Source organism: Actinomyces denticolens, from assembly GCF_002072185.1.
In the GTDB taxonomy this organism is placed as follows: Bacteria; Actinomycetota; Actinomycetes; order Actinomycetales; family Actinomycetaceae; genus Actinomyces; species Actinomyces denticolens.
Genome location: NZ_MVIW01000038.1, coordinates 1 through 25,059, shown reverse-complemented (window position 1 = coordinate 25,059; position 25,059 = coordinate 1). Strand labels below are relative to the sequence as shown.

Below are 25,059 nucleotides of genomic sequence, written 5' to 3'. Positions count from 1 at the left end.
GGCGGCGCCCGGGGAGCCGGAGGGACTTCCGGTGCGGCCGGGCCGACCCCGGCCGGGCAGGGCCTGGCCGCGGGCGGCGGCGCGCGCGGCGGCAACGGCGGCGGAGACGCCGGGGGCGGGCGACCAGGTGTCCTCGGGGGCGACGTCGTCGCCGTCGTCCGCGGGCTCGTCGGGGATGGGCACGCCGTCGGAGAAGGAGGAGGGGCCGTCCCAGCTGACCACCGGGTGTGGGGCGGGAGCGGCCGGGACCGGCGGAGAGGCGGGGGACGCGGCGGCCGACGACGGCGCGGCGGGAGACGGGGAGGAGGCGGTGGGGCGCGGGATCTCGGGAAGGGCGTGGAGGCGGTGGACGGTGGCCAGCGGGGCATCGGCCTCGGGTGAGGGGGACTCCGGGGCCGGGACGGCGGCGGGAGACGCGGCGGCATCGGGCGAGGGGGCGTCCCAGGCGCGGCCCGCGGGGGCGGCCGCGGGGCCCGGAGCGGAGGCGGGGGCGGGTGTCTCCGCCCGCGGCGCGGGAGCGGGGGGCTCCGGCTCGGCCTTGGCGGCTGCGAGCGCGCCACCGGGGATGGCGACCTCGCCCCAGCCGTCGTCGCCGACGGCGCGGGCGGGCGGGGCGCTCGAGCTGCTCGGCGCCCCATCCCGGGCGGGGGCGCCGGCCTCGGGGCTGAGGCCCCGCGGGGGCTCCGGGGCCTCGTCGATCGGGGGTTCCGGCCCGAAGGGGGCGGGCTCATCCCAGGCGGTGGGGGCGGTCTGGCGGCTGGGGCGCTCGGCCGGGGCGGCGGGAACGCTCTGGGCGCCGCGCGGACTCAGGGGGGACGAGGGGCGGCCGGAAGCCCCGGGAGCCGTGGGGCCCCGGCCGGGTCCGCCGCCCTGGCCGGCCGGGCCTCCCGGCCCTTCCCCATCGCCGCCGGCGACGACGGCGCGCACCTGGAGGTCGAGGCCGAGGGCCTGGTGGATGGCGGCGGCGAGGATGGGGCCGTGGCCGCCGTTGTCGAAGGCGCCGACGAGACCGGGCGCGGTGAACAGGAGCGTGAGGGTGCCGCCGCTGATGGGCCCCGGCTGGGCGTTGGGCCCGACGAGCGCCCACGTGGCGCGGCGCGAGCGCTTCGCTGCGTCGAGCACCTCCTCCCAGCGCGCGCGCAGCATCTCGGCATCAGCGGCGCCGGGGGCGGAGGGTGCGACCGGCGCCGGGCCGACGCTGGGCGTGCTCGGCGCGGCGGGGGCGGAGGGCGCCATGGGGGCGCTCGTCGGCATGGGGGCGGCAGAAGCCGCGGAGGCGGGAGCGGCCGGCTCTCCCGCACCCATGCCGGGCGCGGCCGGGGCGTCCCAGTCGACGGCGACCGGCCGGGCGGGCTCCGACTCATGCGGAGCCGCGAGCCGTGCGGCGCTCCGGGCGGGCGTGGCTGCCGCAGCCGGCGCGCTCGGCGCGGCAGGTGCGGAGGGCGCCGATGCTCCCTGGGCCCCTGCGGCCGCGCGCTGCGCGATCTGAGCGGCCATCTCCCGGCCGGAGGCGGCCTGGGGGTCCTGCGCCGCCCCACCAGGGGCGCGGCCAGGCCGGCCCGCGCCGCCCGGCCGCCCCTGCTGCCCGGGCGTTCCAGCGGTGCCCGCCTGCGCCGTCGGGCCCCCTGCCGCACCAGCGCGCTGGGAGGGGACGAGGAGGCGCGCCATGAGGAGCTCGAGCTGGAGCCTCGGGGAGGTGGCGCCGACCATCTGGCCGAGGGCCTGGGCGGTGAGGTCGGCCGCGCGGGAGAGCCCGGCGGCGCCGACGGTGCGGGCTTGAACCTCCATGCGCGCCAACTGGTCCGCGGGCAAGGAGCCGAGAGCGGGCCCGGCCTCGGAGCCGGCCAGGGCGATGACGAGCAGGTCGCGCAGCCGCTGGAGGAGGTCCTCGACGAACCTACGCGGGTCGTGCCCGGAGGCGACCACCCGATCCACGACGCGGAAGACCCCTGCGCCGTCGGCCCCGGCGATGGCGTCCACGCAGCTGTCCAGGAGGGTGACGTCCGTGTACCCCAGGAGGGCGACGGCGCGCTCGTAGTCGACGGCGCCGTCGATGGCCCCGCCGATGAGCTGATCCATGACGGACAGGGTGTCGCGCACGGAGCCGCCACCGGCGCGCACGACGAGCGGGTAGACGCCCGGGCCGACGCTCACGCCCTCGGCGTCGCACAGGTGCGCGAGGTAGGCCTCCAGGATGTCCGGGGGGACGAGCCGGAAGGGGTAGTGGTGAGTGCGCGAGCGGATGGTGCCAATGACCTTCTCCGGCTCGGTGGTGGCGAAGATGAACTTCACGTGCGCCGGGGGCTCCTCGACGAGCTTGAGCAGGGCGTTGAAGCCCTGGGGGGTAACCATGTGGGCCTCGTCGAGGATGAAGATCTTGTAGCGGTCCCGGGCGGGGGCGAAGGCGGCGCGCTCGCGCAGGTCGCGGGCGTCGTCGACGCCATTGTGGGAGGCGGCGTCGATCTCGACGACGTCGAGGCTGCCGGGGCCGCCGGTGGCCAGGTCGCGGCAGGAGGGGCAGACCCCGCAGGGGGTGTCGGTGGGGGCCTGCTCGCAGTTGAGGCAGCGGGCGAGGATGCGGGCCGAGGTGGTCTTGCCGCAACCGCGCGGGCCGGAGAAGAGGTAGGCGTGGGTGACGCGGTCGCCGCGCAGGGCCGCCATGAGGGGGGCGGTCACGTGGTCCTGCCCGATGACGTCCTGGAAGGTGTCCGGGCGGTAGCGGCGGTAGAGCGCGGTGGTCACCCTCCGACTCTAAACGGGAGGGCTGACACCGCGCGAGGCGAAATGGGGCTGGGGGCGGCACCATCCGCGCCGACCGGTGCCATCCGCACCGAGTGGTGCCGTCTGCACCCACCGGTGCGGGCAGGACGCACCAGTGGGAGTAAACGGCACCGCTCAGGGCGCACCGCACCACTCGGTGCGCGACGCACCACTCGACCGTTGCACCGTTCCTGCCGGCCATCGCGCCTTCGCCCGGCACGCGAGGACCCCCCGTGCACCCGCCAGAGCCCGCTTACCCTTGCTACCTTCCGGTCCTGGGGGATTCGCTGGATGACACCGCACGAGGGGCCGGGCAACACCATACCCGACGATGCCCCGGCCCGTCGCCCTCGGCGCCCCGGCCGCTCTCTCAGACCGTCGCATCGGATTGCCGCGGCGGGACGAAGACGGGCTCGCCCGCGGCCCGACCCCGCGCTCACAGGGCCGGCGCCCCCAGATGCTTGCCAGACCCACTGCCGACGGAGCCCGCCTCCGAGCCCTTGACGATGCGCGTGACCGATCCCACCGGCGCCGGGGCCAGGCCGAGTGGCGCCGATCCGGAGGGGTCGGTATATTCGCTGTCCGTTGCACGTGGCGGCATGCCGCGTGGGGCGCCTGGAGGATTCGCCTAGTGGCCTATGGCGCACGCTTGGAAAGCGTGTTGGGTGCAAGCCCTCGGGGGTTCGAATCCCCCATCCTCCGCCAGAGGACTCGGAGCCGTCGACTCGTCGCGATTCCGGTCCTTCCCCTCTTCCTGACGCCGATCTCCGAGCGATGCTCGGGAGCGGGGCGGGGATCTGGGCTCATCGGCGCACAGACAGAACGCGCGCATGGGCAGTGCAGCCCGTGGAACAGGTGGACGGCGCACATCATGCTTCTGTCATGAACAAGACCGCACGCGCCCTCGCCGTCCCCACCGCCCTCCTGCTTGCCGCCGGGCTCGCCGCCTGCGGAGATGCCCCTGTCACCACCACCAGCACTCCGCCGCCCACCGCGCAGGCGACTCCCAGTGCGGAGGCGACTCCCAGTGCGCAGGAGAGCCGTGCGCCCGGCATCCCCGCCGTCCGCGCCACCGACAAGGCGGGTGCCGGCAGCACCGGCATGCCGGGCTCCGGCAGCAAGAGGTCGGGGATCGTCCACTACACCGATATCCGGGTAGGCGATTGCTTCAACGATCCCGACGGCGATCCGGACGATGTCCACAACGTCGAGCTCGTCTCCTGCGACAGCCCGCATATCGACGAGGTCTACCACACCGTCATCCTCGACGACGCCACGTACCCCACCTATCCCACCGCCAGCGAGTGGCCCAACGTGCTCCGCAGCTCCTGCCTCGACGCCTTCAAGACCTACGTCGGCATCGACCGGGACTCCTCCACCACCTACCGCACTCACGCCTACAACCCGAGCGAGCAGTCCTGGGCACGGGGCGACCGGACCATCAGCTGCCTCATCACCAGCAAGGACGGCAACCCCTTGACCGGCTCCGCCGCCGGCACCAAGAAGTAGCCCGGCGGAGCGCTCGCGCCGGCCGCCCCGAGACTCGCGGAGGGGTCTGTCAATTCTGCTGCCGTGCGCCGGGGCTGGCCGATCGACGCCGACGACGATCGTTGGAATCGCGCAGATCGTGGAGGCCTCCCTCCGCGAGGCCAACCCCGCACGGCAGCAGAATTGACAGCACGTGCCGTTGATGCGTACGGCGCCATCCCAACGACCGCGCTCCCCCCACACTTCCCCCAGTGCGCCCCCATAGTCTCCTTCACTGGCGACGGCACGCTCGGGGCTGCACTCACACCGACTTCTCGTTGCGAACACGTCGGCACGCTCCGCACGCCCAGCCTCGGATGTGCATAGGGCTCGCGATTGCACATTCGAGGCTCGGCACCCGCGCGCCCCACTACGTCATTCCAACGATCCATCTTTCCCGCCCTCGCCTGAGCGTGCCGAATCGTCCCGGGCGCTCTCACAGGGGGCGCACAACGCCGGCCAATGGGGGCCTTACGCTCACCGGTCAGGCTTCCTGCCATGACCAGCACGCATCGCACCACCATCACCCCCGGCTCCGAGGACGCCGCTGGCGCCACCGACCCGGGCGCCGCCGCCCACGCAACCCCCTCCGCCTCCAAGAGCCGCCACAGCCGCCGCCGCTTCCTGCTCGGCGGGGCCGCCCTCCTCGGCGTCAGCGCCGCCGGGGGCTCGGCCTGGGCACTGGACCGCTTCGTCATCGACCACGTCGAGGTCGCGGACGCCTCCGCCTACGAGGCCGCGAACTCCGTGGTCACCAACGCGGCCCAGGCCACCGCGAGCGCGGACCAGATCACCCTGACCGACGCCTCCTACACCTCCCCCACCACCTCGATCCGGATCGGCACCACGGTCACCGGCTCCGGGGCGGACACGCTCACCTACTACACGGCGGACATCACCGTCTCCGACGCCACCGCCGTGCGCAGCGCCTTCGCCTCCAACCAGTTCGGCCTCAACATCACCGCCAAGCCCAGCGAGATCGCCTCGGTCAACAACGCCGTCCTCGCCATCAACGGCGACTACTACGGCTTCCGCGAGACCGGCATCCTCATCCGCAACGGCACGGTCTACCGCGACTCCCCCGCCCGCGAGGGCATCGCCTTCTACACCGACGGCCACGTGGAGATCTACGACGAGACCGCCACCAGCGCCCAGGCCCTCGCCTCCGCCGGGGTCTGGAACACCCTGTCCTTCGGGCCGGCGCTCGTGCGCGACGGCCGGGTCATCTCCGGCATCGACTCCGTCGAGGTGGACACGAACGTCGGCAACCACTCCATCCAGGGGCAGCAGCCCCGCACCGCGCTGGGCTGCATCGGCACGAACCACTACATGTTCGTGGTCGTCGACGGCCGCTCGAAGGAGCATTCGCGCGGCGCCACCATGACCGAGCTCGCGCGGATCATGGCTGATCTGGGCTGCCAGTCGGCCTACAACCTCGACGGCGGCGGCTCGTCCGCCATGTACTTCAACGGCTCGATCATCAACCAGCCCTCCAACGGCGGCGAGCGGGCCACATCCGACGTCCTCTACATCGCGCAGGGGGCCTGACATGAGCAGCACGCGGACCCTCACCGCGCCGAGGCCGACCATGGGCGCCGCGAGCGCCGCCACCGATAACCGGATCACCCCCTCGCCGCCGACGCCGGGGCGGCGCTCGCCCCAGGCGGATTCCCAGGAGCCGGTCGGGGATCCGACGGCGGTGCGCCTGACCGTGCTCGTCCCCGCCTACCGCCCCGATGCGCGCCTGGCCGAGCTCACCGCGGACCTGCGCCGGGAGTTGCCGGGATGCGCCGTGCTCGTCGTCGACGACGGCTCCGGGCCCGAGTACTCGCCCGTCTTCGACGCCGCCCGCCGCCGGGGCGCCGTCGTCATCGGCTACGAGGACAACTGGGGCAAGGGGCACGCGCTGCGCACGGGGCTGGCCCATGCCGCGCAGCAGTGGCCCGGGGCCGACGTGGTCTGCGCCGACGCCGATGGGCAGCACACGCCCGCCGATATCGCCGCCGTCGCGGCACGGGTGCGCCGGACGCGGCGGATGACACTCGGCGTGCGCCGCTTCACGGGCTCGGTGCCACTGCGCAGCCGGATCGGCAACACGGCGACCGCGTTGCTCTTCCGGGGAGCGACCGGCTGGGCGCTCGGCGACACCCAGACCGGGTTGCGCGGCTACCCCGCCGGGGCCCTCGACTGGCTTCAGGCGGTGCCCGGGGACCGCTACGAGTACGAGCTCAGTGCCCTGCTGCGTGCCCGGGAGCTCGGGATGACCGTGGAGGAGGTGGAGATCACCACCGTCTACGAGCCCGGCAATCCGTCCAGCCACTTCCGGCCCATCGCCGACTCGGCCCGCATCTACGCCCCGCTGCTGCGGTTCATCGCCGCCTCCCTGAGCTGCTTCGCCATTGACTGGGCGGGGGTCATCGTCCTGTTCGCGATGACCGGGAACCTGCTGGTGGCGGCGGTCGGGGCGCGCCTGGTGTCCGGGAGTGCGAACTTCTTCATGAACCGTCGGGTCTTCCGGGCGGCGCCGGGCACTGTGCGCCGCACGGCCGCCCGCTACATCCTGCTTGCCGTGACACTGCTGGCTGGCAGCTACCTGGCGCTGCGGATCCTCACGGGGATCGGGCTCCCGCTCGGCGTCGCCAAGATCCTGGGCGACGGGGTGGTCTACGTCGCCTCCTACCTCGCCCAGCGCAGGCTGGTCTTCCGCGAGTCCGTGTGAGGAGCCGGCCGGGCGGCGTCGGGAGGGGGAGCAGGGAGAGCGGAGCCCGGGGCGCGCGGCGCGGGGTTGGACGCGGGGAGCGCGGGGCGCCCGCGGGGCGGGGGAACACCGGGCGGGAAGCACCGAGCCCCGGTCCTGCCGTTCAGGGAGGCAGGGCCGGGGCTCGGCCCGCACCGATGACCAATCAGAGATCGTCAGGGTCGGCCATCGGGTCGGTGCGCGCTTCAGGGGGCGCGGCTCATGTCACGGCGCGCGTGCCGTTGATTCCTACAGGGACCAGGACCCAGGGAGATCAGGGTTCAGGGACCAGGGACGAGGTCCTGGGCTAGGAGTCGGGCTGCGCGGTTACTCGAGGAACGAGCGGAGGTGTGCGAATGACTTGACGGATCCCCCATGTGATCCAACTCGCCATCACCTTCCTGTGTTCACCATCCTTTCGCTTCTCTGTGCTCGTGACATCGTGCGGGGTTCGGGGTGCCCCGCGACGACCCAAAGACTATGCGGCGCCCCGCGGCACTGCAAGTTCCCTACCAATCGTTACACCCCTAGAAGCAAGTCTTCACAGTTTGGGCTCCCGACCTGGGGTTTCACCCTCTAGTGCGGACGCTTCCGGGCCTCGATGACGCTGAAACGTTGCCGGAAACGGCATTTCAGACTTCCAAACGAGATCGCTCCTTAAGAGCACCGAGACCGATGTTTCCCGGGCGATACCGGGCCTTGCCGCCCCTGAGACACTCCGTTTCCGGCCCGAGATCAGGCGTATCCCTCCCGAGATCGACGTAGCCGCGCCGCGACCGCGCCTTGCCCGGGCCGAGACCTCCAGAGCGCCCCCGCCGGAGTCCGGCCCCGTCTCCCGCACGAGCGGACCGGGGCAGGGCGCAGCGGAACAACCCTCATGCCCCCGCGCTGCCCCCTCACCCCCGAGAAACCGTCTCAGCCCGGCCTTGCGCCCTCATCCTCGTAGTTTGAGGCCGCAGCGTGGGGACGAGACGGTTTTTGCGGGACGAGGGCGCGTGAGCGCCTCGTCGCCCACCCTTGACCTTCATACCTAGATGTTCTAGGCTTTCAATACCTAGCAGCACGAGATAAAGGGTGCGCATGAGACTGTCGAAGGACCTGGTCGCCGCCTCCGCGACCATCATGCTGCTGCGCATCCTGACCGGCGGGCCGGACTACGGATACTCGATCCTGCGCCGCATCGCCACAGCGTCGGGCGAGGAGATCGAATGGTCCGAGGGCCTGCTGTACCCCCTCCTCCACCGCTTGGAGCGCACCGGGCTCGTCACTGCCAGCTGGGGGCGGGCGGACAACGGGCGGCGCCGCAAGTACTACTCGATCACCGACGCCGGCCGCCGCGCGCTCACCGACTCCGAGGCCCAGTGGGCCCTCGTCTCCCGCACCCTCGACGCCCTGGCGCCCCTCAAGGAGAGCACCCATGACCGCGACCCGCGATGACCTGATCTCCGCCTGGCGCGCGGACATGCTCGCCATGTCGGCCCTCACCGCCGACGATGTCGCCGAGTTGGAGGACCACCTCATCTCCCAGGCCGATGAGCTGCGCCGAGCGGGGTTGACCGACTCCGAGGCCCTGCTCATCTCCCTGCGCCGCCTGGGGGCGCGCGACGCCGTCGCGCACGCCTACGCCCAGACGCATCCGGGCAGGCAGTGGCTCCAACTGGCCTTCGGCGCACCCGCGGGCGAGTCCCCCTCCCCCAGCGGGTCGGCCAGCGGAGCCCCCGGCAGCAGCGCACCACCGCTGGGCGCGCCCGTCCCCTCGACCCCGCCGCGCTCCCCCTGGAGGTTCCGCGTGCCACGACTGGCGGCAACGCCGCCGGGCATTCGCGACCTCGGGCTCGCCCTGCTCCTCGGGGTCCTGGCGGGGCTCGCCCTGAGGCTGCCCTCCGAGCTCATCTCGCCCGCCGACGGCGTCGACATCTTCTACTCCCGCAACATCGCCGCGCTGGGCCTGCCCTTCCTGGCGATCTACCTGGCGGTGCGCTCGCACGCCCTCCGCTCGGCCCGCGGGGGCCTGCTCCTCCTGGCCGTCGTCGCGGCGGGAAGCACCGCAGTCGTCAACCTCTTCCCGCGCGCCGGGGAGGCGGCCATGGGGGACTCCCTCACCCTCAGCGCGGTGAGCCTGCCCGTGGCGCTCCTGCTCGTCACCGGGATCGCCTACCTCGGCTCCCGCTGGCGGGATCTGGAGGCGTGGATGGACTGGCTGCGCTTCCTCGGGGAGTCGATCATCTACTCCGCGATCCTGTGGATGGCGACCGTGGTGGTCGGCGGCGTCATCATGCTGCTCTTCATCACGGTGATGCCCGAGGATCTCGTGCTCACCCTGGCGGAGTGGGCGCTGCCGATCGCCGTCGGACTGGTGGTGATGCTGACGGCGTGGCTGGTGGAGCGCAAGAAGTCGGTCATGGCGAATATGGCGCCGGTCCTCACCGCGATCCTCACACCGGCGCTGGTGCTGGCACTGGCGGTCTTCCTCGTCGCCGCCGCGGTGGTGGGCGGGCCGAGCCACCTGGATCGGGAGGTGCTCATCGTCTACGACCTCGTGCTCATCCTGGTCATGGCGATCATCGTGTTCACGGTCTCCGCACGCGATCCACTCACCCCGGCCCGACCGCTCGACTGGCTCCAACTGGCCCTGATCGTGGGGGCCGTCGCCGCCGACCTCATCGTCCTGTGGTCGCTGGTCGAGCGCTTCGCCGCTTACGGCTCCAGCCCGAACAAGACGACGGCGCTGGGCCTCAACCTCATCCTGCTCGCGCTCCTGTCCGGCTCGGCCTGGCACTACTGGGGCGTTCTACGGCGCGGGCGCACCTCGCTCGCCCTGGAGCGGTGGCAGTGCGTGGCCGTGCCAGTGCTCGTGGCGTGGGCGCTCATCGTCGCACTCATCCTGCCTCCGATCTTCGGCTACCGCTGATCACCGATCAGTCGCACTGCTCTCGGCGGTCATCCGGAAGGAGCACTGGAGATCCCTGAGCTCGACTGCCGCTCATGCGGGCCGGGCGGCAGGCGGCCCCGACGGCGTCGTCTGGCCGCAGTCGCCGGAGCGCCGCGGCCGTCGAGGCGCTGCACTTCGACCAGGGGCCCAGGTGGGAGCGAGCCGTCGTCGCCAGAACGCTCATACGCAGGTCAACCGGTAACCCGCGCCTCGGACCGTCTCCAGGCTCTCCCGGTTGAACGGGATGTCGATCCGCTTGCGGAGGTTGCGCACGTATACCTCCACGATGTTCTCACTGCCCTCGAAGTCCGAGCCCCACACGTTGTCCAGGATCTGCGCCTTGGAGAACACCTGGTCCCGGTTGCGCACCAGGAAGTGCAGCAGGGCGAACTGCTTGGCGGTCAGCTCCACCGCTTCCCCCCGGCAGGTCACCCGGTGGGAGGACGGGTCCAGCATCAACTCCCCGGCCCGCAGCGCCTCGAGCACCTGGTAGCCGTTGCGACCGGGCAGCATGATGTCCAGGACCACGACATCGTAAGCGCTCTCAGTGGCCAGCCAGAGCCCCTCCACCCCGTTGTGGCACACATCCACCACCATGCCCTCGGCCTCCAGGCCGCGGCGAACCGCCTGGGCGAAGGGGACTTCGTCGTCAACCAGCAGGATCCTCATCTCACTCCTCCACGCGGTCGGCCCCGGCACCCGGGGCGCCGGCCTCCACGTCGTCGTCGATGCGCGCCAGCTCCAGGGTGAAGCGGCAGGCCCCCGCCCCCTCAGCATCCGGCGGCACCACGCCCGCCACCAGGGTGCCGCCGTGGGCCCGGGTGAGCATCCGGGCGATCGCCAGCCCCAGGCCGGAGCCGCCACGGTCCCGGCTGCGCGCCTCATCCAGGCGGGCGAAGCGCTCGAACACCAGCTCCCGCTGGGACTCGGGCACCGGCTCGCCCGCGTTGTCCACATGGACCAGCACGCGCCCGGGGCGCGCCTCCACGCTCACCCGCACCCAGGCGGTCGAGTGCCGATCCGCGTTATCCAGGAGGTTGCGCAGCACCTGCCCCAGACGGCGCGGATCCGCCCGCACCTGGGCCGCCTCCAGGCTCACCCCCACCTCGTGCGCGCTCACGGCGCGCAGGCGCCGCGCCTCCTGAAGCACCAGGTCATCCACATCCACCGTCCGAAGGCGCAAGTCCAGGCCTCGGGCGTCGCTCTTGGCGGCGAGCAGCAGGTCATCCACCAGGCGACCCAGCCGCAGGATCTCGGCGCGCATCAACTGCCGATCCACGAGCGCGGCGTCGCCGGGCGCGCCCGCCTCACCCCGCCCGCCACCGGCTCCCGGCGCTGTCTCCAGCTGAGTCAGCAGCGTGGACACCGGACTGCGCAGCTCGTGAGACGCGTCGGATACGAAGCGGCGGCGGGCCCGGTCCGAGCGGGCCAGGCGCTCCAGCATCCCGTTCATGGTCACCGCCAAGCGCGCCACCTCGTCGCAACCAGCGGGAACCTGGACACGGCGATCCTGCCCGGTGTCGGAGATCGCCTCGACGTCGTCGACGATCCTGGTGACCGGACGCAGGGCCGAACGCACCGCCAGCCAGGCGAGAAGGGCGGCAGCCGAGACGGCCAGCACCGCCACAGCGGCCAGCAGTCGCTGGGTCCGGGCCGCGACCCCCAGCTCTATCTCAACGGGCGCCGCCACGATCACGGTGGTGCTCCCACCGCCAGTTCCCACGGACTCGGCGACGACGAGGTGCGGCACCTGGTATCCGCCCACGCCGGCCACCTGCGCCACCGTGGGACCCTCATCTCCGGGCGGAGGCACCAGGGCCGTGCTGGGGAGATAGGAGTAGTCGGCCACGTGCACCTGACCGTCGGGGGTCACAAGCTGCAGTTCAGAGGGGTGCAGAGCAGCCTCGTCCAGCGCCTGCTCCACACTCAGGGTGCCCTCGAGAAGCCGTCCGGCCACCGAGTCGGCGCGCTGGAGGGCGGTCACGCGGGCCTCCTGCAGCAAGGAGGACCGCAGCACCGCGCCCACCACCAGGACGCCCACTGTCAGAACGACAGTCGTGGACACGGCCGCCGGCGCGGTCACCCGGGTGGTCACGGTCCAGGAGCGCCAGGGGCGGCTCAGGGCTTGAGGCATGGGCGCATGCTCCCCGCAGGACCACGCGCGCGGCCAGCCGGCAGGAGGACGGGGCCTCAGGAGGGATTCAGGTTGCTTCAGCTCCCGCTCAGAGGGCCTGCGGCACGGTAGTGGCGCCAACAGGGGGCCGGACAGGATCAGCCCCCGGATCAACCTCCGACAGGGAAGGAAACCACCATGAGCATCAAGACCACTTTCTCCACCGTCCTGGCCAACCGCAAGCGCGCTGCCGGCATCGCCCTGTCAGGGGCGGTCCTGGCGGCCGGCATCCTCGGCACCGGGATGGTGGCCGGCCAGGCCGCCGCCGGCACCGCCGAGCCGACGGCCTCCCAGTCGCAGCCCGCCGCGCAGGAGGGATCGGAGGAGCAGGCGCCGCAGGACGTTGAGAGCGAGGACTGCTAGGAGGACTTCGCCAAGCAGTCCACGATCACCAAGGAGGCCGCGCTGCAGGCGGCACTGACGGCGCATCCCGGGGCCACGGCGATCGGCGCCCCTGAGGCCTTCCCCTGGGACGAGGACTCCGTGGTGTGGGAGGTGCTGCTCAGCTCCAAGGACTCCAAGGAGGTGATCGTCACGGTGAACGCCACTGACGGCACGATCATCGAATCGGAGGTGCTGGACCCGGCGCAGCCCGTCGACGCCGTCGAGCTGAACCTGGACCAGCCCTGCCAGTGAGCAGCCGCCCGGCGACCCTCAGCCCCGCCCGGCCCATTGGCCCGGCGGGAGCCGAAGAGGCTCGCCGCATGCCCGTGGCCGGTCCGTCGACCGGCCACGGGCATATCCGGCCCCAGTGCGAGCGCTCGCCGGGCTCGGCCGGTCGCCCCGGATGCGACCGATCGCCCCGGGTGCGGCCGGGCCCGCCGCCCGGGCCCGCCGCGGGGCCCGTCAGGCCTGGGGCCCGACCTTGGGGTGGCTGGAGAGAACGACCCGGTTCCAGGCACCGATCACGGTGGCCGCCCACACGACCGCCCCCACCTGCTCGGACGTCAGCGAGCCATCGTCCCAGGAGCGGTCCTCGGGCACACCCAGGCGGGTGACCTGCTCAGCCAGGCCCAGCGCGGCGCGCTCCTGGGCGTCGAAGTACTGGGTCTCCCACCAGGCGGCCAGAACCGTGAGGCGCTCCGGCTGCTCCCCCGCCTTCAGCGCGGCCTCGACGTGGGTGCGCAGGCAGAAGGCGCACCCATTGATCTGGGAGACCCTCACGTTGATCAGCTCTGCGAGGCGCTCGCTGAGCCCGGCGGCCTGGAAGGCGGTGTCCACCTGGGAGGTGAGCGCCTTGAGGCTGCTGAGGCTGTCCGAGTGCTGGGTGAACAGGTTGATGGAGGTCATACTGGCTCCTGCCTACGAGAGAATTAGGTCTAAAGTCCCAATCGTGGGACGCACTCCACAACCATCCCCCTCGCCGGTTCATTCCCGGCTCTTCCGCCGCGGGCGCGCCGGCCGCGACCCCGGGGCCCCGGGGCCCGCGCCTCAGGCCGGCCGGTAGGTGAATCGGTCCCAGCCGAGGGCCTCGACGGCCTCGGCCATGCGCTCGCACTGGGCGTCCCAGCCGGGGGCGACGACGTCGAAGGCCCCGCTCGTCCCCTCTCCGCGCGCCTGCTGGAGGGCGTAGACCCGCGCCCCGGCGTCGTGAACGCGGCGGGCCACCTCGACGACGTCGTCGGCGGTGACATCCCCCGGCACCACCGTGGTGCGCACCTCGAGATCCGGCCCCCCGGCGGCGCGGGCCGACACGAGCGCGGCCAGGCAGGACCAGGCCTTCTCCCCCGCGCCGGGCCGGCCGACGACGGCCTCGTAGTGATCGGGCAGGGCCTTGATATCGAGCCCAACCCAGTCGATGAGGCCCGAGGCCACGAGGTCGGCCAGCCGCCTCGGGTAGGCGCCGGCCGTGTGCAGCCCGACGGCGAAGCCCATCGACCGCGCCTCGGCTGCGGCGTCAGCGAGGGCGTCCTGGCGCAGGGCCTCCCCGCCGGTGAAGACGACGCCGTCGAGCAGGCCGCGCCGACGCTCCAGCAGCTCACGGACGTCCTCCCAGGCCACCGCACCCGGGGCGCGGGTGGGGATGAGCGCCCGGTTGTGGCAGTAGAAGCAGTTCCAGGGGCAGCCCTGGCAGAACACCGTGGCCACGAGGCGATCGGGCCAGTCGACGGTGCTCATGGGCACCAGCCCCGCGATCACCAGGGAATCAGCGGGACCGACGGGCCGTGGGGAGGGGCCATCGGGAGTGCTGGTGCAAGGCATGAGGGACCTACTTCCGTTGCCGAACGAGGGCAGGTGGGATGAGAGCCCCGAAGGCGTGGTGGGGCTGGCGGGAGCGACGCGAGGGACGAGCGGCGCGGATGGTAGCCGAGGGGCTCTCATCCCACCTACCTGCCGCCGCGGGCCCTCACGCGCTCACGGCGGTCAGGCGGGAGATGGCCGTGCCGTGCCCGGCGGCGGCGCCCTCGGTGAACATCCGCCGCTCGGCGTACTCGCCCTTCTTGCCGATGTTGAAGGAGCGCACGGGGCGGAAGTAGCCCATGACGCGGGTCCAGACCTCGCACTCGGTGGGCTCGGCGTCGGGGTGGAGGGCGGCACACTTCTCGCAGGTGGCGTGCTCGCCGGGCAGGTAGCCGTGGACCGGGCAGATGGAGAAGGTGGGGGTGATGGTGATGTAGGGGGTGCGGAAGGCCGTGAGCGAGCGGCGCACGAGCTCCTTGCAGGCGGCCGCCGAGGAGATGCGCTCGTTCATGTACAGGTGCAGGACGGTGCCGCCGGTGTACTTGGTCTGCAGCTCCTCCTGCATCTCCTGGGCGGCGAAGGGGTCGTCCGTGTATCCCACCGGGAGCTGCGAGGAGTTCGTGTAGTAGGGGTTGGTGGGGGTGCCGGCCTGGAGGATGTCCGGGAAGCGGCGCAGGTCCTCCTTGGCGAAGCGGTAGGTGGTGCCCTCGGCGGGGGTGGCCTCGAGGTTGTAGAGATGGCCGGTGGCCTCCTGGAACTCCACCATCTTGTCGCGCACGTGGTCGAGGATGCGCACGCACATGGCGTGGCCACGCGGGTCGGTGAGGTCGTACTCATCTGCCGTGAAGTTGCGGACCATCTCGTTCATGCCGTTGACGCCGATGGTGGAGAAGTGGTTGTCGAGGGTGCCCAGCCAGCGCTTGGTGAAGGGGAAGAGGCCGGTGTCGATGTGGTGCTGGATGACGGTGCGCTTGAGCTCGAGGGTGTCGCGGCCCAGCTCCATGAGGTGGTCGAGGGCGGCGGTCAGGGAGGCCTCGTCGCCGCGGTGGAGGTAGCCCAGCCGCGCCATGTTGATGGTGACGACGCCGACGGACCCGGTCTGCTCGGCGGACCCGAACAGGCCGTTGCCGCGCTTGAGGAGCTCGCGCAGGTCGAGCTGGAGGCGGCAGCACATGGAGCGGATCATGCCGGGATCGAGCTCGGAGTTGATGAAGTTCTGGAAGTAGGGCAGGCCGTACTTCGCGGTCATGGTGAACAGGCGCTCGGCGTTCTCCGAGTCCCAGTCGAAGTCCTTGGTGATGTTGTAGGTGGGGATCGGGAAGGTGAAGACGCGGCCGTCGGCGTCGCCGTCGGTCATGACCTCCATGAAGGCGCGGTTGATCATGGCCATCTCGTCGGCGAGGTCGCCGTAGGTGAAGTCGCAGAGCTCATCGCCGACGAGGGGGTGCTCATCGGCGAGGTCGGCGGGGCAGGTCCAGTCGAAGGTCAGATTGGTGAAGGGGGTCTGGGTCCCCCAGCGCGAGGGCACGTTGAGGTTGAAGATGAGCTCCTGCATCCCCTGGCGGACCTCCTCGTAGGTCATGGAATCGAGGCGGACGAAGGGGGCCATGTAGGTGTCGAAGGAGGAGAAGGCCTGGGCGCCGGCCCACTCGTTCTGGAGGGTGCCCAGGAAGTTGACGATCTGCCCGACGGCGGAGGAGAAGTGCTTGGGCGGGTTGCAGGCGATCTTGCCGGGGATGCCGTTGAAGCCCTGCTGGAGGAGGGACTTGAGCGACCAGCCGGCGCAGTAGCCGGCGAACATGTCGAGGTCGTGGATGTGCAGGTCGCCCTCGCGGTGGGCCCGACCGGCCTCGCGGGAGTAGATCTGGCTCAGCCAGTAGTTGGCGATGATCTTGCCGGAGGTGTTGAGGATCATCCCGCCCAGCGAGTAGCCCTGGTTGGCGTTGGCGTTGACGCGCCAGTCGGAGCGGTCGAGGTACTCGGTGATGGTGGCGACGGCGTCGACGACGGGGCGGTCCCCTCCGGCCACAGCGGAGTCAGCGGCGCCTTGGGCCACGAGCTCGGGGCGGGCCGCGGGGGCGAAGCCGACGGGCTCGGTGGGGCGGGCGGACTGGTTCTCGGGCTGTGCGGGCACTGCTCTCTCCCTGTCTGTGCTGTCTGCGATGACGCTCGCGGGCCTGGCACGGGTGCCGCGCGGCCGGCGACGCGACCGACCCTACCCCCGAATCACACTGATGCAACACATCATGTGGGCATGTTGTTCCCATTGACCACAACATCTTGTGGTCTCACACGGTTACGAAGCAGTAACTCTCACTCCGATAGCCATCGACTTTTCGGCGGGATGACGGCGAAACCCGAAGACGGGGAGAAGCGGCCGGCCGAACAGTGCGAGGTGCAAATCGAAGTGGCGCGCGCCACACATACGGCGCATGAACGGCGTGTCGACCACCCCTTGCCGGGACGTCGAACGCGGACGTGGCGCGGTTTGAGGATTCCTTTTTCAGACGCGATGTCACATCGCACATCGTCGCAGGTCAGAAGCCCGCACCGGGATTCCTCCAGGATGATAGGTCCCTCGATCAGCCGAGCAATCCTCAAACCTCGCCACTTCCGGGACTCAGCGGGCGCCCGCGCCGCGCGCCATCGCCAGGGCGGCGGCAGCGGCCTCGTGGCCCTTGTCCTCCACGGAGCCCTCCAGGCCGGCGCGGTCGAGGGCCTGCTGCTCGTCGTCGCAGGTGAGCAGGCCGAAGCCCACGGGAATGCCGGTGTCGAGCATGACGCGCATGAGGCCGGCCGTGGCGCCATCGCAGACGTAGTCGAAATGCGGGGTGCCGCCGCGGATGACGACGCCGAGGGCGACCACGGCGTCGTGGTCCGCCGCGGCCCGCTGCACCCCCAGGGGCAGCTCGAAGCTGCCGGGGACGCGGATGATATCGGGCATGACGCCGGCCTCTGCGGCCAGGCGCATGGCGCCGTCGATCAGCCCGTTCATGACGGTGTCATGCCACTGGGCGGCGACGATGGCCAGGCGCAGCGGGCGGCCGTCGGGGCCGAGGCCGTCAGCGGGGGTGATGGCGGTGGTGGGTGCTCCGGATCCGGACATGGTTCCTCCTTCAGGACAGGTGGGTGAGGGCGTGGTTCATGCGGTCGCGCTTGGTGCGCAGGTAGGCGAGGTTCTGCGGTCGCGCGGGGATCTCCAGGGGCTCGGCGCCCACGACGTCGATCCCGGCGCGCCGCATCGCCTCGACCTTGAGGGGGTTGTTGGTGAGCAGGCGGATGCGGCGCAGCCCGAGCTCGGCCAGGATGTCGGCGGCGTCGCGCCACTCGCGGGCCTCGCCGGGCAGGCCGAGGAGCTCGTTGGCCTCGACCGTGTCCGCGCCCTGGGTTTGGAGGTGGTAGGCGCGCAGCTTGTTGACCAGACCGATCCCGCGCCCCTCGTGGCCCCGCAGGTAGATGATGGCGCCGCCCTCGGCCTGGACGCGCGCCATGGCGGCGTCGAGCTGCTGGCCGCAGTCGCAGCGGTGGGAGCCGAAGACATCGCCGGTCAGGCATTCGGAATGGAGGCGCACGAGGGGCACCGGGCCGGGACGGGCGCCGGGGGCCGTGAGGCTCAGGTGCTCGGCCGGGGTCTCGGCGACATCGGCGACGTCGGCATGGCCGGCCGGACCGCCGGCGCCGGACTCGGGAGCGCCGACCGCACCGACCGCGCCGGCGCGGCTCCAGGCGATGGCCTCGAAGACGCCCCGGTCGGTGGGCAGCTCGACGGCCTCGCTGCGCTGGAGGGTGGACAGACCGCGCAAGCAGGCGGCGAGGCGATCGATGGCGAGCACGGTCAGGCCGTGCTCGGCGCTGAAGACGCGCAGGGCTCCGGCGCGCATGAGGGCGCCGGCGTCGTCGACGATCTCACCGATGGCGGCCACGGGCTCGAGGCCGGCCAGGCGGCACAGGTCCACAGCGGCCTCGGTGTGCCCGGGGCGCTCGAGGACGCCGCCCGCGCGGGCGATGAGGGGCAGCACGTGACCGGGCCGGTGCAGGCTCGTGGCGGTGGAATCGGGGTCGGCCAGCGTGCGGATGGTCAGGGCGCGGTCGGCGGCGCTGATGCCGGTGGTCACACCGCTGGCGGCGTCGCAGCTGACCGTGTAGGCGGTGCCGCGGGGGTCCTGGTTATCGGGGACCATGAGGTCCAGGCCGAGGCGCCGCGCGCGCCGGCGGGTCATGGGGGCGCAGATGTAGCCGGAGGTGTGGCGCACGAGGAAACCGAGGGTCTCGGCGGTGAGCAGGGCGCCGGCGGCGATGAGGTCCCCCTCGTTCTCGCGGTCGGCGTCGTCGGTGACGATGATGGGGCGGCCGGCGGCGAGCTGCTCGACGGCGCGGGCGACGTCGTCGAACCCGGCGGGGATCGTGGGGGCGCTCATGCGGTCTCCCCCGTCTGGGCGGAGTGGGCGGCCCCGACGGCGGTAAGGCGCGCGACGTACTTGGCCACGACGTCTGTCTCCAGGTTGACGAGGGCGCCCACGCGCGTCTCACCGAGGGTGGTGGTGGCCAGGGTGGCGGGGATGAGGCCGATCTCGAACCAGGGCTCGCGCTCGTCGGCGGGGCTCACGCCGGTGACGGTGAGGGAGACGCCGTCGACGGCGATGGAGCCCTTGGTGGCGACCTGACCCGCCAGGGGCGCGGGGAGAGCGATGCGCATGAGCGTCCACCCGCCCTGGTCGGTGATGGCCAGGACCGCGCCGACGGCGTCGACGTGTCCTTGGACGATGTGGCCGTCGAGGCGGCCTCCCGCGGGCAGGCAGCGCTCCAGGTTGACGCGGCTGCCGACGCCGAGGGAGCCGAGCGTGGTGCGCTGGAGGGTCTCGCCCATGAGGTCGGCGGCGAAGGCGCCGGGGGTGAGCGGGGCGGCGGAGGCGGGCGCGGCGGTCAGGCAGACCCCGTTGACGGCGAGCGAGCCGCCGTCGGGGAGGTCGGCGATGAGGTCGCCCGCGTCGATGATGAGCCGGGTGACGCCGGGGCGATCGGTGGGCGCGAGGTCGAGCACGGTGCCGGTGCCGGCGATGATGCCTGTGAACATGTGGGTCCTTCCTTATGGGGTCAGTGGGCGCGTGGGGAGGCTGCGTAGCGGATGACGAGGTCGTCTCCGAGGAGGGCGGGTGGGGAGTCGGGGCGGAAGCGGCGGGCCTCCGCGAGCGTGGTGATGCCGAGGTCGCCGATGGCGCCGCGCCCGGAGCCCAGGAGGAGGGGCGCGATGTGGACGACGAGCTCGTCGACGAGATCCGCGGCGAGGAAGGCGGTCAGCACGGTGGCGCCTCCCTCGATGAGGACATGTCCGGCGCCGCGCTCGGCGAGGGCGGCGAGGGCCTCGCGGGGGTCGCGGGTGGGCAGGTGGAGCCAGTGGTCGTCGGCGCGCAGGGCGGCGTCCGGGGGGACGGGGCGCAGGCCCATGACGCAGCGCAGGGGCTGGTGGAGGCTGGCGGGCGCGACGGAGGAGGGACTGTCGTCAGCCGGGTCGGGAGCAGCGCCGACGCGAGCGGTCAGGCGGGGGTTGTCGGCGGCGAGGGTGCCCGTGCCGACGAGGATGGCATCCGCCCGCGCGCGCAGGTCGTGGCCGGAGGCGCGGGCGGCGGAGCCGGTGATCCACTGGCTGGTGCCGTCGGCGGCGGCGATGCGCCCGTCGAGGGTCATGGCGGTCTTGGCGGTGACGAAGGGGCGGTGAGCGCGGGCGCACTCGAGCCAGCGGGCGTTGAGGACGGCGGCCTCATCGGCGAGGAGGCCGGAGCGGACCTCGACGCCGGCGGCGCGAAGGGCGGCGGCCCCACCGGCGGCGGTGGGGTTGGGGTCGTCGATGGCGTGGATGACGCGGGGGATGCCGGCGTCGATGACGGCCTGGGCGCAGGGAGGGGTTCGGCCGGTGTGACCGCAGGGCTCGAGGGTGACGAGGAGCTCGGCGCGACTGAGGTCCGCTCCGGCGCGGCGGGCGGTCTCGATGGCGTCGACTTCCGCGTGGGACGTGCCGGCGCCCCGGTGGTGACCGACCGCGATAAGCCGGTCGTCGATGAGGATGGCCGCGCCCACGAGGGGATTGGCGCCGCGGGGGCCCTGGCGGGCGGCCTCGAGGGCCGCGGACATCGCCTCGCTCTCGGCACGCGTCCAGGCGGGCTCGCGCTGGCTCTCGCCTCTCACTTCCTGCTCCTCTCGCCGGCTGCGGGGCGAGGGGAGGGCGCGAGTGCGCTAGGCGCGGCGCGCTGGGACGGTGGCCCCGGATGGGGCCGATGCGGCCAGCGCGCCCATGCTCCCTCCCATCCAGACTTTGACTGTCGGCTCTGGAGTTCCACCAGATCAGCCGGCGACTGAACGAATTCAGCCACCGGGTCGCGGGCTGTGACCGCCGGTACGGAATCTCACCGTCCCCGGGACATGACGCGAGCAGTCTGCCACAGGCGGTGGGAGCGCGCCAGGGGCGCTGCGGAGCATGAGGCGCTCAAGGGGAAAGCGATCCGTCCGCCCCGGAGGATGCGACCTGATGCCTCGTGTCGTACCGCGCGCCCGGCACTGAGCAATGACGGTCGTTGCACGGAGCGCAATATCAACTCAAGCGCATCCTCCAAAAGCATGACGTCATCTCCATGATGCAAGACGAGAGTTTGAAGTACCCTCTTAGCGGACGCTGCCCGATACATATTGGAGGATAGCGATGGTCGATCCCATGAAATACTGCGTAGTCCTCCGAGACGCAAGCACCGGATGCATGCAAGATAAGACACGATCGATCTGCAGGATTGACCCAGTCGACGACGATATGCTCATCCAGTTCACGGACGGGCGCTCATGTATCTACCCCCGGGAACATGCCAGAATTCTTGATGGCCGGCCCATAAGATTGAGCAAGAAGGACAAGATCACCGTCAAAGGCCGGTCATGGTCATCTCCGGACCGACTCGAGGTCATCGAATTCCTAGACTCCCAGGCGCCCGAAACAACCTGGTACCACCTCCATTGGCAAAATAGAGGAGGTGGCGCGTGGGGCTCATATAAGGCCGATGATATCGAGTTCAAGTTCCACACTCCTCAAGACGATCGTGTCGATGCCCTGATGAACAATCTCATCTCGGCGGCAAAGATCATCGATGAATCCAATGACAGCAAGAAGGGGGCCGGAAGATTCGATTTGACGAGCCGGCTGGAGGATATTGGGCGCCCTCGCGCCGACAGCGCCCTATCATTTTACCTTCAGGGCGCGGACGAGGAGAGGCCGGATCTTGCAGAACCGATCATCCTCCCATTCAAGTCGAACGAGAATCAGCGCGCCGCGATCGAGGAGGCGCTGCGCCATCGAATCAGCGTGATCGATGGTCCGCCGGGAACCGGGAAGACGGAGACGATCCTCAACCTCATAGCCAATATTGTCATTCGATCCGACGCGAGCGTCGGGGTGGTCTCGTTCGGAAATTCGGCTGTCGATAATGTCGAAGAGAAACTCAAGGAGTCGGGGATTGAATTCATCGCCGCGCGACCAGGGAGAAGAGAACTCGTCAACACATTCCTCTCCCAGCAAGATGAGCGCTGCAAGGCACTCAACGAGTGGCTTGATTTACACGATAGAAGTCAGACCGATGCCATCGTTGAGCCGCAGCGATTCGAGCAGAGCAGTCACCTCCCCGTCGACGAACTGTCGATCGAGCTCGCCGACTCGGAGCAGCGCCTGGTCGAGATCTGGTCAGCGAGCAGGGAACTCGCCCTGGTACGCAGAAGTCTCCGGGAATATCGGCTCGAAGCCGAGCATTTCGAGCGGCTTGCCACCATGACGCCGCTTCCAGATATCGATAGCCTCACCCTCTTGCGCAAAGGATCTGATCGAATCCTCGATTACTTGGCGGAGTCGAGCCTGGACCAGCAACCGACTAGCGGCTTGCGCACACTGTTTTCGCGACTGAGACGCTATTTCCGCTACGGATCCCTGAAGGATATCGATCCTCAGGACGCACCGACAGTGCAGGCGCTCGAGCGGGCTTTTTACATCAAACGGGTAGGTGAACTCGAGAAAGAAGAAACGCGCTTGTCCTCCCTTCTCTCGAACTGCGCGCCGGAAGAGGTGAGAGAATCACATGCGGCACTCTCCTGGCATATTTTGGATCAGGCTCTCATGCGCCGATACAAGCGAATGCTGCGCAGGCGCTTCGACGATAAGGGCAATAGGATTCAGAATTACTCGAACGAGTTCCTCCGCGATTATCCTGTGATTCTCACCACTTGTCGCTCCATCCAATCAAATTTGGGTGAGAAAGCGATGCTGGACTGGCTCGTCATCGATGAGGCCAGCCAAACTTCCGTTCTCGACGCGGCCGCGGCGATGAGTAGAGCTCGGAACGTGGTCATCGTCGGAGATCTCATGCAGTTGGACATCGTGCTCGATAACAACACGAGGCGCAGGATTCACGAAGAACGATCGGGCGACTACGACGCCTCTCACTCGATTCTAAGGTCCGTCACAGAAGTTTACAAAAATGATCTGGCCCGAACTATGCTCACCGAGCATTATCGCTGCAATCCCACGATCATCGAGTTCTGCAATCAAATGTACTACAAAGGCGCTCTCGTTCCCATGCGCACAGCGCACGACGACGATGCGCCACCCATGAGCGTCATCAGGACTCCTCCGGGAAACCATTCCCGCCGCCTGCCCTCAGGAATCTACAATCAACGCGAGATCGATGTCATTATCGACGAGAGCGAGCACTTCTCGGATGGCCCATCATTTCTTCGCGACTCCACCGCCCGCCCGGCTCCGAACTGGACGGTCGGAATCGCCACGCCCTTCCGGATGCAGGCCGACAAACTGCGAAACGAGTTGTCCGATGATGCTGAGGCGTCCGGGAATCACGTCGACACCGTCCATAAATTCCAAGGAAGAGGCGAAGACACGATCATTATGAGCACGGCGGTCGACCAGTCCCGCCATGGAAATATTAGTTTGCCTTTCGCCGACGACCCCCGACTGATCAACGTCGCAGTTTCACGGGCCAAGGAGCGGTTCATTCTCGTCACGCACCATAGCACACTTCCCCACAGCCGAAACATCCGCGCTCTTGTCGACTATATATATCATCAGAATCCTGATGCAGTCTCGGAGAGCGGCATTGTTTCCGTCTTCGACCTTCTCTACCGGGAGCACTCCGACCGCCTCAACGCATTTGCTGCACGAGTTCACGGCAGCAGTAGGTTCCTCTCCGAGAACATCATCAATACACTTCTCGAGGACATGCTTGGCCACGGAGAATACGAGCACATGGAGAAACGGACTCAGATCCGGTTACATGACCTCGTCCCCAGAGTCGATCATCTCGATGACACTCAGCGGCGTTTCCTGCGCACTGTATCCACGGTCGACTTCGCGATCTACCACCAAGTGTCCAAGCGACTCGTCCTGGTGATCGAGGTCGACGGCTTCCGACATGAATGGTCCCAGGAGCAGATCCGGCGTGATCGGACCAAGGACTCGATTCTCGCCTCCTGCAATATCCCGCTCCTGCGCCTCAGAACGAATGACAGCGGGCAGGAGGAACGGATCCGCGAAGCGCTGGACACGGCGCTCCTCAGATGGTGACCACCCTCATCGCCGACATCGTCGCACCTTCGGTGACGCCATCGGCCGATAGAGATCCGAGGCCGGCATCGAAGGGACGATCTCGGCGGGCGGAAGGGCCACCGGGCTGCGGCACACTGGGGCGGTGAGTCCCGAGCCGTCCACCGAGCATGCCGAGCCCGCCGTCGCGCCCCCGGCGCCTGGAGAGGCCACCGCCCCCGGCACTCCCGCGCGCGACCTCGCCGCGCTGCTGGAGACCATCGGTACGCGCGACGGCCGACTGGTCCATCTCGAGCGCACGCCCGCGCGCCCGGCCCGCTACGCCGACTGGCCGGCCTGGACCGACCCCACCCTCGTCGCCGCCCTGGCCGCATCCGGCATCCCTCGGCCCTGGATCCACCAGGCCCGGGCCGCCGACTCCCTCCGCGCCGGCCGCCACACCGTCATCGCCACCGGCACTGGCTCCGGCAAGTCACTGGCCGCCTGGCTCCCCGCCGCCTCCGACATCCTCAGCGCCCAGCGCGCCGCTCACGCCAGCGGCACCGGGAACCGCATCTCCGCTCACGGCCACCGCCCCACCGCCCTCTACCTCGCCCCCACCAAGGCCCTCGCCGCCGACCAGGCCGACGCCCTCGACCGCCTCTCCGCCCGCATCGACGCCGCCCAGTCGGACGTCCCGGGCGCGCCGCACCTCACCCTGCGCTCCGGCACCTGCGACGGGGACACTCCCCTGCCCGAACGCGATTGGGTCCGCACCCACGCCGACATCGTCCTGACCAACCCCGACTTCCTCCATTTCTCCCTCCTGCCCGGCCATGAGCGCTGGGTCCGCCTCCTGCGCTCGCTGCGCTACGTCGTCGTCGACGAGTGCCATGCCTACCGGGGCATCCTCGGGGCGCATGTCGCCCTCGTCCTGCGCCGCCTCCTGCGCCTGGCCCGTCGACTCTCCCCTGATTCCCCGGGCCCCACGGTCCTCGCCGCCTCGGCCACCGCCGCCGAGCCCGCCCTCACCGCCGCGCGCCTCATCGGGGTCCCGCCCACCGACATCGTCGCCATCACGGACGACGGCGCCCCCGCCGGGCAGCGGACGCTCGCCCTGTGGCAGCCCGCCCTCATCGACCCGTGGGGGGCCGACCCCGCCGTCTCCGCGCCCAATCCCGGCTCGG

The 25,059-nt window shown here is 70.5% G+C and carries 19 protein-coding genes, 1 tRNA gene, 1 other RNA gene and 1 riboswitch; of the genes, 10 read left to right on the top strand and 11 right to left on the bottom strand.

Annotation, left to right across the window (positions count from 1 at the left end; genetic code table 11):
• Both B1H55_RS10155 and ffs read right to left on the bottom strand, forming a co-directional pair.
• Positions 1-2,742, bottom strand: a 2,742-nt coding sequence (locus B1H55_RS10155) for a DNA polymerase III subunit gamma and tau (protein WP_205635518.1), incomplete at its 3' end; no start/stop codon positions are given.
• Between the two features lie 237 nt (positions 2,743-2,979).
• Positions 2,980-3,074, bottom strand: an RNA gene (gene ffs, locus B1H55_RS10150) — signal recognition particle sRNA small type.
• Positions 3,075-3,377: 303 nt separating this feature from the next.
• Between ffs and B1H55_RS10145 the strand changes: the two genes are divergently transcribed.
• The 6 genes from B1H55_RS10145 to B1H55_RS10120 all read left to right on the top strand — a co-directional run bounded on the left by B1H55_RS10145 (position 3,378) and on the right by B1H55_RS10120 (position 9,935).
• A tRNA-Ser gene (locus B1H55_RS10145) sits at positions 3,378-3,465 on the top strand.
• Between the two features lie 177 nt (positions 3,466-3,642).
• Positions 3,643-4,269 (top strand): septum formation family protein, encoded by a 627-nt coding sequence (locus tag B1H55_RS10140; RefSeq protein WP_073453559.1) that lies wholly within the window; start codon positions 3,643-3,645, stop codon positions 4,267-4,269.
• A 516-nt stretch (positions 4,270-4,785) separates the two neighbouring features.
• Positions 4,786-5,835, top strand: a complete 1,050-nt coding sequence (locus B1H55_RS10135; RefSeq protein ID WP_077240691.1) for a phosphodiester glycosidase family protein — start codon at positions 4,786-4,788, stop codon at positions 5,833-5,835.
• 1 nt (position 5,836) lies between these two features.
• Positions 5,837-7,006: a bifunctional glycosyltransferase family 2/GtrA family protein gene (locus tag B1H55_RS10130; protein WP_077240692.1), complete on the top strand. Its 1,170-nt coding sequence runs from the start codon at positions 5,837-5,839 to the stop codon at positions 7,004-7,006.
• Positions 7,007-8,104: 1,098 nt separating this feature from the next.
• Positions 8,105-8,461 carry a PadR family transcriptional regulator gene (locus tag B1H55_RS10125; protein WP_077240962.1) on the top strand — a complete coding sequence of 119 codons (357 nt, stop codon included), beginning with the start codon at positions 8,105-8,107 and terminating at the stop codon, positions 8,459-8,461.
• Positions 8,442-9,935: a permease prefix domain 1-containing protein gene (locus tag B1H55_RS10120; RefSeq protein WP_077240693.1), complete on the top strand. Its 1,494-nt coding sequence runs from the start codon at positions 8,442-8,444 to the stop codon at positions 9,933-9,935. Before B1H55_RS10125 ends, B1H55_RS10120 begins: the two co-directional genes overlap by 20 nt.
• A gap of 201 nt (positions 9,936-10,136) precedes the next feature.
• Here the strand turns inward: B1H55_RS10120 and B1H55_RS10115 are convergent, their stop codons facing one another.
• Together B1H55_RS10115 and B1H55_RS10110 are read right to left on the bottom strand one after the other, a co-directional pair.
• Positions 10,137-10,625: a response regulator transcription factor gene (locus B1H55_RS10115; RefSeq protein WP_077240694.1), complete on the bottom strand. Its 489-nt coding sequence runs from the start codon at positions 10,623-10,625 to the stop codon at positions 10,137-10,139.
• A 1-nt stretch (position 10,626) separates the two neighbouring features.
• Positions 10,627-12,090, bottom strand: coding sequence for a HAMP domain-containing sensor histidine kinase (locus B1H55_RS10110; protein ID WP_077240695.1), 1,464 nt, complete (start codon positions 12,088-12,090; stop codon positions 10,627-10,629).
• 177 nt (positions 12,091-12,267) lie between these two features.
• On the opposite strand from B1H55_RS10110, the gene B1H55_RS10105 reads away from it, so the two are divergent.
• Together B1H55_RS10105 and B1H55_RS10100 are read left to right on the top strand one after the other, a co-directional pair.
• A complete protein-coding gene (locus B1H55_RS10105) occupies positions 12,268-12,492 on the top strand; it encodes a hypothetical protein (RefSeq protein WP_073453570.1) in 225 nt (74 codons plus the stop codon).
• A gap of 24 nt (positions 12,493-12,516) precedes the next feature.
• Positions 12,517-12,765 (top strand): PepSY domain-containing protein, encoded by a 249-nt coding sequence (locus B1H55_RS10100; protein WP_077240696.1) that lies wholly within the window; start codon positions 12,517-12,519, stop codon positions 12,763-12,765.
• A 210-nt stretch (positions 12,766-12,975) separates the two neighbouring features.
• On the opposite strand, the gene B1H55_RS10095 is transcribed toward B1H55_RS10100, so the two are convergent.
• The 7 genes from B1H55_RS10095 to ribD form a co-directional block, all read right to left on the bottom strand.
• Positions 12,976-13,419, bottom strand: a complete 444-nt coding sequence (locus B1H55_RS10095) for a carboxymuconolactone decarboxylase family protein (protein ID WP_077240697.1) — start codon at positions 13,417-13,419, stop codon at positions 12,976-12,978.
• A 141-nt stretch (positions 13,420-13,560) separates the two neighbouring features.
• The gene (locus tag B1H55_RS10090) at positions 13,561-14,331 is read right to left on the bottom strand and encodes an anaerobic ribonucleoside-triphosphate reductase activating protein (RefSeq protein WP_077240698.1); all 771 of its coding nucleotides are present in this window, start codon (positions 14,329-14,331) and stop codon (positions 13,561-13,563) included.
• Positions 14,332-14,476: 145 nt separating this feature from the next.
• A complete protein-coding gene (locus B1H55_RS10085; RefSeq protein WP_077240699.1) occupies positions 14,477-16,444 on the bottom strand; it encodes a ribonucleoside triphosphate reductase in 1,968 nt (655 codons plus the stop codon).
• A gap of 486 nt (positions 16,445-16,930) precedes the next feature.
• Positions 16,931-17,416: a 6,7-dimethyl-8-ribityllumazine synthase gene (gene ribH / locus B1H55_RS10080; protein ID WP_077240700.1), complete on the bottom strand. Its 486-nt coding sequence runs from the start codon at positions 17,414-17,416 to the stop codon at positions 16,931-16,933.
• A gap of 10 nt (positions 17,417-17,426) precedes the next feature.
• A complete protein-coding gene (ribB, locus tag B1H55_RS10075) occupies positions 17,427-18,728 on the bottom strand; it encodes a 3,4-dihydroxy-2-butanone-4-phosphate synthase (protein WP_077240701.1) in 1,302 nt (433 codons plus the stop codon).
• Entirely contained in the window at positions 18,725-19,384 is a 660-nt protein-coding gene (locus B1H55_RS10070; protein WP_073453581.1) for a riboflavin synthase, read from the bottom strand. Before B1H55_RS10070 ends, ribB begins: the two co-directional genes overlap by 4 nt.
• Before the next feature lie 20 nt (positions 19,385-19,404).
• Positions 19,405-20,493 carry a bifunctional diaminohydroxyphosphoribosylaminopyrimidine deaminase/5-amino-6-(5-phosphoribosylamino)uracil reductase RibD gene (ribD, locus tag B1H55_RS10065; protein WP_231952685.1) on the bottom strand — a complete coding sequence of 363 codons (1,089 nt, stop codon included), beginning with the start codon at positions 20,491-20,493 and terminating at the stop codon, positions 19,405-19,407.
• Between the two features lie 104 nt (positions 20,494-20,597).
• Positions 20,598-20,731: riboswitch (FMN riboswitch) on the bottom strand.
• Between the two features lie 459 nt (positions 20,732-21,190).
• Here ribD and B1H55_RS10060 point away from each other — a divergent pair.
• Both B1H55_RS10060 and B1H55_RS10055 read left to right on the top strand, forming a co-directional pair.
• Entirely contained in the window at positions 21,191-23,914 is a 2,724-nt protein-coding gene (locus B1H55_RS10060; RefSeq protein ID WP_158083330.1) for an AAA domain-containing protein, read from the top strand.
• 124 nt (positions 23,915-24,038) lie between these two features.
• Positions 24,039-25,059 (top strand): DEAD/DEAH box helicase (locus B1H55_RS10055; protein ID WP_143222423.1); only part of this gene is annotated, 1,021 nt, incomplete at its 3' end.

Bases quoted from the DNA above. Each gene is read 5' to 3' on its own strand.
- B1H55_RS10140 (WP_073453559.1), top strand. From the start codon at position 3,643: ATGAACAAGACCGCACGCGCCCTCGCCGTCCCCACCGCCCTCCTGCTT.
- B1H55_RS10135 (WP_077240691.1), top strand. From the start codon at position 4,786: ATGACCAGCACGCATCGCACCACCATCACCCCCGGCTCCGAGGACGCC.
- B1H55_RS10130 (WP_077240692.1), top strand. From the start codon at position 5,837: ATGAGCAGCACGCGGACCCTCACCGCGCCGAGGCCGACCATGGGCGCC.
- B1H55_RS10125 (WP_077240962.1), top strand. From the start codon at position 8,105: ATGAGACTGTCGAAGGACCTGGTCGCCGCCTCCGCGACCATCATGCTG.
- B1H55_RS10120 (WP_077240693.1), top strand. From the start codon at position 8,442: ATGACCGCGACCCGCGATGACCTGATCTCCGCCTGGCGCGCGGACATG.
- B1H55_RS10115 (WP_077240694.1), bottom strand. From the start codon at position 10,625: ATGAGGATCCTGCTGGTTGACGACGAAGTCCCCTTCGCCCAGGCGGTT.
- B1H55_RS10110 (WP_077240695.1), bottom strand. From the start codon at position 12,090: ATGCCTCAAGCCCTGAGCCGCCCCTGGCGCTCCTGGACCGTGACCACC.
- B1H55_RS10105 (WP_073453570.1), top strand. From the start codon at position 12,268: ATGAGCATCAAGACCACTTTCTCCACCGTCCTGGCCAACCGCAAGCGC.
- B1H55_RS10095 (WP_077240697.1), bottom strand. From the start codon at position 13,419: ATGACCTCCATCAACCTGTTCACCCAGCACTCGGACAGCCTCAGCAGC.
- B1H55_RS10090 (WP_077240698.1), bottom strand. From the start codon at position 14,331: ATGCCTTGCACCAGCACTCCCGATGGCCCCTCCCCACGGCCCGTCGGT.
- ribH (WP_077240700.1), bottom strand. From the start codon at position 17,416: ATGTCCGGATCCGGAGCACCCACCACCGCCATCACCCCCGCTGACGGC.
- ribB (WP_077240701.1), bottom strand. From the start codon at position 18,728: ATGAGCGCCCCCACGATCCCCGCCGGGTTCGACGACGTCGCCCGCGCC.
- B1H55_RS10070 (WP_073453581.1), bottom strand. From the start codon at position 19,384: ATGTTCACAGGCATCATCGCCGGCACCGGCACCGTGCTCGACCTCGCG.